This is a genomic window from Vibrio sp. 2-2(8) (genome assembly GCF_963888495.1).
Taxonomy (GTDB): Bacteria; Pseudomonadota; Gammaproteobacteria; order Enterobacterales; family Vibrionaceae; genus Vibrio; species Vibrio anguillarum.
Map to the genome: position 1 here is coordinate 1 of NZ_CAWPJM010000017.1, position 8,820 is coordinate 8,820.

8 protein-coding genes are annotated in these 8,820 nt (G+C 39.8%); all 8 read left to right on the top strand.

Annotation, left to right across the window (positions count from 1 at the left end):
- Positions 1-276 precede the first annotated feature (276 nt).
- Positions 277-1,044, top strand: a complete 768-nt coding sequence (locus tag AACV12_RS06220) for a hypothetical protein (protein ID WP_170901553.1) — start codon at positions 277-279, stop codon at positions 1,042-1,044.
- 225 nt (positions 1,045-1,269) lie between these two features.
- On the top strand, positions 1,270-1,488 hold the full coding sequence (locus tag AACV12_RS06225; protein ID WP_017049924.1) for a DUF6500 family protein: 219 nt from the start codon (positions 1,270-1,272) through the stop codon (positions 1,486-1,488).
- A 1,164-nt stretch (positions 1,489-2,652) separates the two neighbouring features.
- The gene (locus AACV12_RS06230) at positions 2,653-3,231 is read left to right on the top strand and encodes a DJ-1/PfpI family protein (RefSeq protein ID WP_170889259.1); all 579 of its coding nucleotides are present in this window, start codon (positions 2,653-2,655) and stop codon (positions 3,229-3,231) included.
- 116 nt (positions 3,232-3,347) lie between these two features.
- Positions 3,348-3,803, top strand: a complete 456-nt coding sequence (locus AACV12_RS06235; RefSeq protein ID WP_115340194.1) for a GNAT family N-acetyltransferase — start codon at positions 3,348-3,350, stop codon at positions 3,801-3,803.
- Between the two features lie 1,639 nt (positions 3,804-5,442).
- A complete protein-coding gene (locus AACV12_RS06240) occupies positions 5,443-5,796 on the top strand; it encodes a hypothetical protein (RefSeq protein WP_170901556.1) in 354 nt (117 codons plus the stop codon).
- Positions 5,797-6,012: 216 nt separating this feature from the next.
- Positions 6,013-6,969 carry a hypothetical protein gene (locus tag AACV12_RS06245; RefSeq protein ID WP_170901558.1) on the top strand — a complete coding sequence of 319 codons (957 nt, stop codon included), beginning with the start codon at positions 6,013-6,015 and terminating at the stop codon, positions 6,967-6,969.
- Between the two features lie 476 nt (positions 6,970-7,445).
- Positions 7,446-8,294: a TIR domain-containing protein gene (locus AACV12_RS06250; protein WP_170901560.1), complete on the top strand. Its 849-nt coding sequence runs from the start codon at positions 7,446-7,448 to the stop codon at positions 8,292-8,294.
- A 139-nt stretch (positions 8,295-8,433) separates the two neighbouring features.
- Positions 8,434-8,697, top strand: coding sequence for a restriction endonuclease (locus AACV12_RS06255; RefSeq protein WP_170901563.1), 264 nt, complete (start codon positions 8,434-8,436; stop codon positions 8,695-8,697).
- Positions 8,698-8,820 lie beyond the last annotated feature (123 nt).

Genomic DNA, 8,820 nt, shown 5'->3' on the forward strand with positions numbered 1-8,820 from the left:
ACCTTTCGTTCTCAGTGAGGTGCGTGTATTTCATGTTTTTTACTTCTTGGCGGGAGCAAAGTTCATGATTATCGCATCTCACTGTTTTTATGTTCAGAGGCGTCGCACTTCGTACTTGAATCCAAGTGACATAACAAACAATTTAAGAGGGATTCCCAACGCTTGGCATTTTTGGTTCTACTTCAAGTTTAGTGTTTATGGCACAATGCGTTGGGTTTGGGTAGTAGCGTTGCTCACCCCTTAATTGGGCGTTAGCTTTTATGAGGATAATTGGAAATGTTACAAGGTAAAGCTATGCAGATTTCATGTGCGGATGCAAACATACCGTCATGGGTCAAAATACCTTTAAATGGAATAGTAAGTATAGCTGATCATACATATGTCAAGTGTGTTTTAAATGGTACAGCATGGGGATGTCACGGTAGAAGTTCCGGTGGTCAAGTAATAGCTGCTGGTGCCGGGTGTGATGCTCATGCAGGTTGCATATATGGCAATGATGAGGCTGGTATCGAGTACTTACTTACCGGTGTTTGCCACCAAATAGCAAATCGAACATTAATTTCTGCTAATGTTACTGTTCACAATGCTCGTTTTTATACCCTTTCGTCAGCAACTTATGGTGATTTTGGTTTATACCATACAGATTGGAATAACCGTAAGAAGGAATGTGATAATACATGTAGAACTACCGCAAAACGCATTCATTTATATCAAGCACTAATTTCAAAAAGGGCAGCACTGCAAAAAAATCCGGTTCCAGTAAAGGAAATTGAAAAGTTATTTCCTAACGTTAATGAACCGCTAACATTAAGACTGCAAAGTTTAACTACAGCTTGGAAAATTGAATTTTTGAAATATGCTATTGAGTATTATAAAGGTCAAGATTTTCAGCAATTCTATAATTATGTCCATGCGGGGCTTAATAAATACTCAAATGAATGCGCTGGTGTTATTGGATATGAAGCCATGGCTAATCTCTTGGGGTTAGAAGACTATGATGAAAGGCACTATATTTTGCTATCCGCTCCTTTAGAACAAAGCTAACAAATTGTTCAAGAGTGATTCGGTACGCATGGCATTTTTACTATGCGTCAAGTTTAGTGGTTAAAGTGGTATGCAGAGGCTTCGGCATAGCGTACCTCACACCTTAACAAGGCGTTATGGCTGATTCAATTGGCTGGGGCTGTATATAAAAACAGTTTTTCTTGTTTTCATGCTTTAATCTGTATAAGTTACCCATCATTTTCTAACAAAGCAGGCAATTAACAAGTGCGTAGTTCATTGAGAAAAAAGGTAATTCAAGTTTGTTCCAAGAAGATTGAACAGAAGGGTGATAATGTAGGCGTTTCATTTTATGCATTTTTTGCTAATAAAAATGACGATCCAGATTTGTTAATGGAAGCCGCCACATGGTGGATTCAAGAACACAAATTAGACCATTTTGAAAAAGCTCATAAAATCATGGCAATGGTAAAATCTGATATTTAGTGAACTGAGCCATAACAAACGGTTTAAGAGGGACTGCCAACGCGTGGCGGTTTTTGCTTAAATCAACATTTGTGATTACGGTTGCTATTTTAGGTTCGGTGTTTTGCGTTGTCAGCCCCTTAACCGGGCGTTAGGCAAAGTGAGTTTTTATCAGCTAAATCGGGTCTGAATTGAACGGTGAATTCCATGTTCTAATGGCTGGACTTAAGCAAAATCGTCATCACATATTTGTTGTTTCGTGATCGTGTTGGGTTGCTTTTCGCTGTGAATTCAGCGGCAAAATAACCTTCAGCATCCAAACGTCCGCCGAACATGCTACGCTCGTCACTTTTCTTCCAAACCGCTCAATTTGAGTTTTTTGTTTCTTTGCTGATTTAGCATTTTGATTTATAAATGAATCGGTTAGTTGGTTTTAAGTTTATAAAAAAGTTCGTTCTTTAGTTTTGAAAGTATCGGTGTCAATCGGTTGGCCTAACAAACGGCTCAAGAGGGATTGCCAACGCATGGCGACTTTGGTGCAAAATTGAAGTTCAGTGTTTAAAGTATGTTTTTTGAGTTCGGCGGTGCGTTGTCAACCCCTTAGCCGGGCGTTAGCTGAGGTTAAGAAAAATCATAAAATTCCGTGTTCATTTTTTCTTGGTCTGAGGCTCTAGCTTTACACCTGAAAGTCAGCATTTTTCCATGTATCTCGCCAGTGGCACTGTTCGTGAAGTGTTTGAACTAACCGAAGCCTTCTTACGGGAAGTGGTGTGTTTGTTTATTTCTTTGGTGTGGCTTCTTTTGTTTTGAAGCTCTTTCGCGCTTAAATGGATTTCGCGCACTTGGTTGTTGGCTTCTTCGAAAGGATTCTTTGTAAATTGAAGTCTTAGAAGCTCGCCAGTTTTCCTGTTATTTCTTCTTTGTCAAGTGCGTTTCATGGATTAGGTTTTAGTTTCTCAGTTGTCCGTTTTACTTTGTCGCTTGAAAGCAATAATGTGTTTTAAATTAGGCCGTTGGGTAGCAAATCTCCGGCTAAAGTGCAGCAGCTAACAAACGGCTCAAGAGGGATTGCCAACGCGTGGCGACTTTAGTGCAAAATTGAAATTCAGGGTTTACAGTGTGTTTTTTGAGTCCGGCGGAGCGTTGTCAACCCCTTAGCCGGGCGTTATGTGCATGGAGGCACTAATGGACATTGGTATTTATATTTACGATGGGGCCGAAGTTCTCGATTTTTCAGGACCTTTCGAAGTTTTCAGTACAGCTAAACGATTAGGTGCAGAAAGCTGGAATGTATTTTTAGTTTCAGAAAACTTGGAACCAGTGAAAGCCAGAGGTGGTTTTACTGTTTTACCCGACTATTCGTTCCTGCATCACCCTCAAATTGACCTATTAATCGTTGTTGGTGGTATCCATACGAACGAAATGAATAAGACCAATGTGCTTCATTGGGTTGCATCAGTGGATAAGCACGCTAAACATATTGCATCAGTTTGTACCGGAGCATTCATATTAGCTAATGCGGGTTTGCTGAAAGGACTTGCTGTTACGACTCATTGGGAGGATATATCTGAGCTGAAACAACGGTTTCCTGACTTAGTCGCTGTGGAAGACAAACGTTGGGTAACAACAAGCAAATACACCACGTCGGGTGGTATATCTGCGGGCATTGATATGAGTTTGTTCTTGGTATCAAAGTTTCATAGTCAAAGCCATGCTGAGTTAGTTGCCCATCAAATGGAGTACAACTGGCAAAAATGCACATAACAAACGGCTCAAGAGGGATTGCCAACGCGTGGCTACTTTAGTGCAAAATTGCAGTTCAGTGTTTAAGTGTGTTTTTTGAGTTCGGCGGTGCGTTGTCAACCCCTTAGCCGGGCGTTATGAGGAATATGGATATCAAATTAGTACCAGTAGAACTTGAAGAGTTCGATAGTCTTTTTTCTATTGTAAAACAGGCACTTTATTCGCATGTAGATGCTGTTTTTGGCTGGAGTGATGATTTTCAATTTAATCGGCTAAAAAATGACTATGAATTTAGTTGGTTTCACTGGGTTGAACGAGCTGATCAGCGAATTGGCCTGCTTTGTTTCAAGCCTTATGATAATGCACTTCATGTTCATCTGCTTGTTGTATTTCCAGAATTCCAGCGTCAGAGTTTTGGTAGAGATATAATGAATCATGTGCATAATCTCGCTTTGGTTCAGAGACGCAGTCATGTAACATTATCGAGTTTCATTAGCAATCATTCAGCGATAAGATTTTATAAATCGCTTGGTTATCAATTGGTTGATAGTGATGAAAACTTCCTTTCTTTGTCGCTTCAAGTTACCTCATAACAAAGCGTTCAAGAGGGACAGCCAACGCGTGGCATTTTTATTATGCGTTGGTTTATGTGATTACGGTGTTATGTGGAAAGTTGCTCGTAGCGTCGGCTGCCCCTTAACGCGGCGTTATGCAACTCAGGTAAATTTAGGGATTCAATCTTTTGGGATTTCTCCGGCCATTCGTTTCGAGCTGTCGGCAAATGAGCATTTTCGCCTTCAAATTTGTGACTAACTCAAACCGTAAAACAGGCAAATTTCTTTGTTTGCCTCAATGAAGTTTAGTGTTGGCGCGTTATGAATTGAGCGGGCGCAAAGTGTGGAAAGGGCAAGTTTATCGAGCATTTTTTACTTGCTGAAGTTTTCGCTCGTTGAGTTTGTCTGATTCAAAAGCTTGGTTTGTTGTTGAAAGGTGGGCTTTGTTTTGGCGGCTTATTTATCACGGCTCCTGCTTGGGTTGATTCTTGAATCACTCAACCATTGCAATCGTGGCTTTTGATCGAGTAAAGTCAGTTTATCTTATTGAATTTGCATAACAAACGGCTCAAGAGGGATTGCCAACGCGTGGCGGTTTTAGTGCAAAATTGAAGTCTAGTGTTTACAGTGTGTTTTTTGAGTTCGGCGGTGCGTTGTCAACCCCTTAGCCGGGCGTTAGGCAAAGTGAGTTTTTATCAGCTAAATCGGGTCTGAATTGAACGGTGAATTCCATGTTCTAATGGCTGGACTTAAGCAAAATCGTCATCACATATTTGTTGTTTCGTGATCGTGTTGGGTTGCTTTTCGCTGTGAATTCAGCGGCAAAATAACCTTCAGCATCCAAACGTCCGCCGAGCATGCTACGCTCGTCACTTTTCTTCCAAACCGCTCAATTTGAGTTTTTTGTTTCTTTGCTGATTTAGCATTTTGATTTATAAATGAATCGGTTAGTTGGTTTTAAGTTTATAAAAAAGTTCGTTCTTTAGTTTTGAAAGTATCGGTGTCAATCGGTTGGCCTAACAAACGGCTCAAGAGGGATTGCCAACGCATGGCGACTTTGGTGCAAAATTGAAGTTCAGTGTTTAAAGTATGTTTTTTGAGTTCGGCGGTGCGTTGTCAACCCCTTAGCCGGGCGTTATGCAACTCAGGGAAATTTAGGGGTTCAATCTTTTTAGATTTCTCCGGCCATTCATTTTGTGTTGTCGGCAAATGAGCACTTTTACCCTCAGATTCGTGGTTCACTCAAACCGTAAAACAAGCAAGGTTCTTTGTTTGCCTCAATCAGTTTTAGCGTTGGTGTGTTGTGAATCTTGTGGGCGCAAAGTGTGGAAAAGGCAAGTTTATCGAGCATTTTGTACTTGCTGAAAGTCTTGATTGTTGAGTTTGTCTCATTCAAAAGCTTGGTTTGTTGTTGAACGGTGGACTTTGTTTTGGCGGCTTATTTATCTCGGCTCCTACTTGGGTTGGTTCTTGAATCACTCAACCATTGCAATTGTGGCTTTTAGTCGTGTAAATTCTGTTTATCTCATTGAATTTGCATAACAAACGGCTCAAGAGGGATTGCCAACGCGTGGCGACTTTAGTGCAAAATTGAAATTCAGTGTTTACAGTGTGTTTTTTGAGTTCGGTGGTGCGTTGTCAACCCCTTAGCCGGGCGTTATGTGTTTTGGAGATTATCGTGCGTAAATTTGGGCTGTTGTTTGTACTGTTTTTTGCGAGTTTTCCAAGTATCTCAGCGACGTTGGTGACAGAAAGCTATGTGGTTTTGATCGAGTCAAACTGCATTGAAGGTAACGTGACTTGTGATGACGTAACTTATACTGGTAAATCAAAGAGATCTGGCAATGAGATTATTCTTACTGGCCATACGTTACATGCATATTTATCAGACGGAACACCATCAAGATTTATTGGTTATGAGTTTGTAAATGGCGATTTTGTTTATGTAATTTCAGACTCAGGATTGTTGACAGTTATCCAAGACCAAAGAGTTTTGGTCAAGGAGCAAGGAAATTGGGACTGGTCGAAATAAACACATAACAAACGGCTCAAGAGGGATTGCCAACGCGTGGCGACTTTGGTGCGAAATTGAAATTCAGTGTTTACAGTGTGTTTTTTGAGTTCGGCTATGCGTGGTCAACCCCTTAGCCGGGCGTTAGTTGCCTCCCTATCAACTTACTGTATTTCATTTGGTTTTTTGGTGCTTAACTTGTAAAATCACACCAAAATATAAAGGTGTCTAATTTCAATGAAACTAACTTACTATTCCTACCACTTTAAGCGTAATGATAATCAATATCGCCATACGGTCTTAGATTTGCTGCGAGCATATGTTCAGAATGCTCCGGCGCATTTGAAGCGGTCATTTGTATCGCGTTCAAGCGAAACAATTTTCTTGATTCCTAGCAATAATGCTCACTTATTTACCCTGATAACTACGAAAAATAACGAGCTTATAAAAATCATAAACTCTGATAACTTTACATATGAAGACATCAGAGATGACTTAGATGAAAATGAAAAAGTCGGTTTCGCTAGCTATGTCTATATAGAGAATGACCATTATGCTATTGCGTCAACTAGCCAAGGACCAAAAAACTCGAGTTTTGTTTACTTCATCGAACAATTGCTTTCATCGCTATCATTGACGTATGACTTTATCGCTACTCCATTTCCTGTGCAGGTTAGTTCAAGTGATGTCATGACTATGAACTCAGTTGGTAGAACAACTTTTGAAGTATCTGCATCAAATAATGCATTCGAGCAGTTTAGGCAGTTTTTTGGTGGTACTCTTCCTGATGAGATTGATGCTATAGAAGTTACATTTAAACCGCGTCGTGGTTGTGATATTAAGGAACATATTCCAGCTCTCACAAATGTAATTTCAGGTGATGGTCTTGAGAAGTACATGGTTAGAGCTAAAGAGTCGTTAGATGAGTCGTTGTCAGACTTTTATATTGCCGGTAATGGTTTTATAAACGATTATCTTGAATCGTCTGAAACAAGTATGGCGACTAGGATTGCGGAGAAAAAGTTAGCGAATCAACCATTGAGCTTGAAGCTAGCAGAATTTAGAAACGATGAAAGGTATTCAAATGATAGGCTTGAGGATGTTGCTGGTTACTATAATGCTAGCGCCTGGGATCGGTTTGCACTTCCTACTGAAAGCGGAGATATCGAAGCCTCTGCTGGAGAAGCTGGCTAGCAAAACAGATGTATTGCTGACAATACTGGCAACATTCAGTTTTACGATGTTAGGTTTCTTGATCACGGCTTTAGCCGTGATCGTGGGTATGAGTGATAAGCCAAGAATTTTAAGCTATGCAAAGTACGGCTTCTTTAGAGTTTTTGGTGAACTTTACCTAGTGACACTGATAACTTTACTGTTAACTTTCGTACTGTCATCGGTAACTGTTGTACTTATGAGTTTAATGCCATGGGTAGTAGTGGCTGTTGCTATATCTCTAGTACAAATTTTAATGATTTCTATTGCATCTTATAGCTTGATTTTCCAAAAGAAAGGCAACTAACAATCTGTTTAAGAGTGATTCGCAACGCTTGGCATTTTTGCTATGCGTTGCGTTTTGTGTTTAAGGTGGCATGCGGGAGCTTCGGTATTGCGTTGCTCACACCTTAACAGGGCGTTAGTTTTATAGTCATTTTTCAGATAATAGGAAGATTATGAAAATATTTATTAGTTGGTCAGGTGATACAAGTAGAAGAGTGGCTGAAGCTATTAGGGAATGGTTGCCAACGGTTTTACAAACTGTAAAACCATACTTCACTCCTAGTGATATAGAAAAAGGTACACGCTGGTCATCTGATATTGCGGGTGAGCTGGATAATTCGATGGCAGGAATTTTCTGTGTAACTCACGAAAACTTAAATAGTCAATGGCTAATGTTTGAAGCTGGTGCGATATCAAAGAAAGTTGACCAGTCTTTAGTTTGCCCAATCCTGATTGGTATGGATAACTCTGATATTAATGGTCCGTTAACTCAGTTTCAAACCACTCTATTTGATAAAGCCGACTTCAAACGATTGGTGTTTGATCTTAACAAAGCAAATAGCTCAAATGTTTTGAATGAAAGTGTCCTGAATATAGTGTTTGAGAAATTTTGGCCAGAACTTGAGGATAAAGTATCAAAGATCATTAGTTCAGTTGGTCTGAGCGAATCTAAGTTTGCTGATATTCGCAGTGACAGAGAAATCCTAGAGGAAGTCCTTGATCTATCTCGAGCACTCGCAATCCAAAAATCTGGTGGCTTCAAATCTCACAAAGAACTAAATGATTTAATCAGTGAATTTTTGATGGCATATGATGCAATATTCAGAATGGATTGGCAGCACACGAAGCTCTGTTTAGAAGATAGTGATATATTTATTTCTCCATATGGTAATTTTATTGAGCCACATGTTGAAAATGAAGGTAACAACTGGGGTAATAGGCCATACCTCCTCAATAGTTATAGGGAACTAGTGAATTATATTCGGAAGAACAATATAGATATTCGCACTGAATTTAGTTAAAACTAACAAACGCTTCAAGAGGGACAGCCAACGCGTGGCATTTTTATAATGCGTTGGTTTTTGTGGTTACTGTGTTATGCGGTAAGTTGGTCGTAGCGTTGGCTGCCCCTTAAGCGGGCGTTAGCCATCCGGAGAGTTAATGAAACAACAAAATTATGACTGGTATCAGTTTCAAGAAGAAATATGTGACCATTTTCTTTCATTAGGAGCTGAAGCTGAAACAAATGTTACTGTTGTTGGTGTTAGAACGAATCACGATGTTGATGTCTTAGTTAAAACTAAATTTTTAGGTGAGGATATTACTTGGGTAATTGAAGCCAAGTGTTGGAAAAAGCGTGTAAGTAAGAATCATGTTCTCGCATTGAGAACGATAGTAGATGATCTTGGTGCAGATAGAGGGTGATCCGCCCCAGCAGTTTTGGACACTGAGTTAAGTGAGTACAATCACTAACGAGGTGAACAATGACAACTAAGAAAACTAGAATTAAACATTCCCCTGAATTTAAAGCACAAGCCCTGAAGTTAG

What these genes read in the sequence shown, in the direction of transcription:
- AACV12_RS06220 (WP_170901553.1), top strand. Translation starts at nt 277, where the DNA reads ATGTTACAAGGTAAAGCTATGCAGATTTCATGTGCGGATGCAAACATA.
- AACV12_RS06230 (WP_170889259.1), top strand. Translation starts at nt 2,653, where the DNA reads ATGGACATTGGTATTTATATTTACGATGGGGCCGAAGTTCTCGATTTT.
- AACV12_RS06235 (WP_115340194.1), top strand. Translation starts at nt 3,348, where the DNA reads ATGAGGAATATGGATATCAAATTAGTACCAGTAGAACTTGAAGAGTTC.
- AACV12_RS06245 (WP_170901558.1), top strand. Translation starts at nt 6,013, where the DNA reads ATGAAACTAACTTACTATTCCTACCACTTTAAGCGTAATGATAATCAA.
- AACV12_RS06250 (WP_170901560.1), top strand. Translation starts at nt 7,446, where the DNA reads ATGAAAATATTTATTAGTTGGTCAGGTGATACAAGTAGAAGAGTGGCT.
- AACV12_RS06255 (WP_170901563.1), top strand. Translation starts at nt 8,434, where the DNA reads ATGAAACAACAAAATTATGACTGGTATCAGTTTCAAGAAGAAATATGT.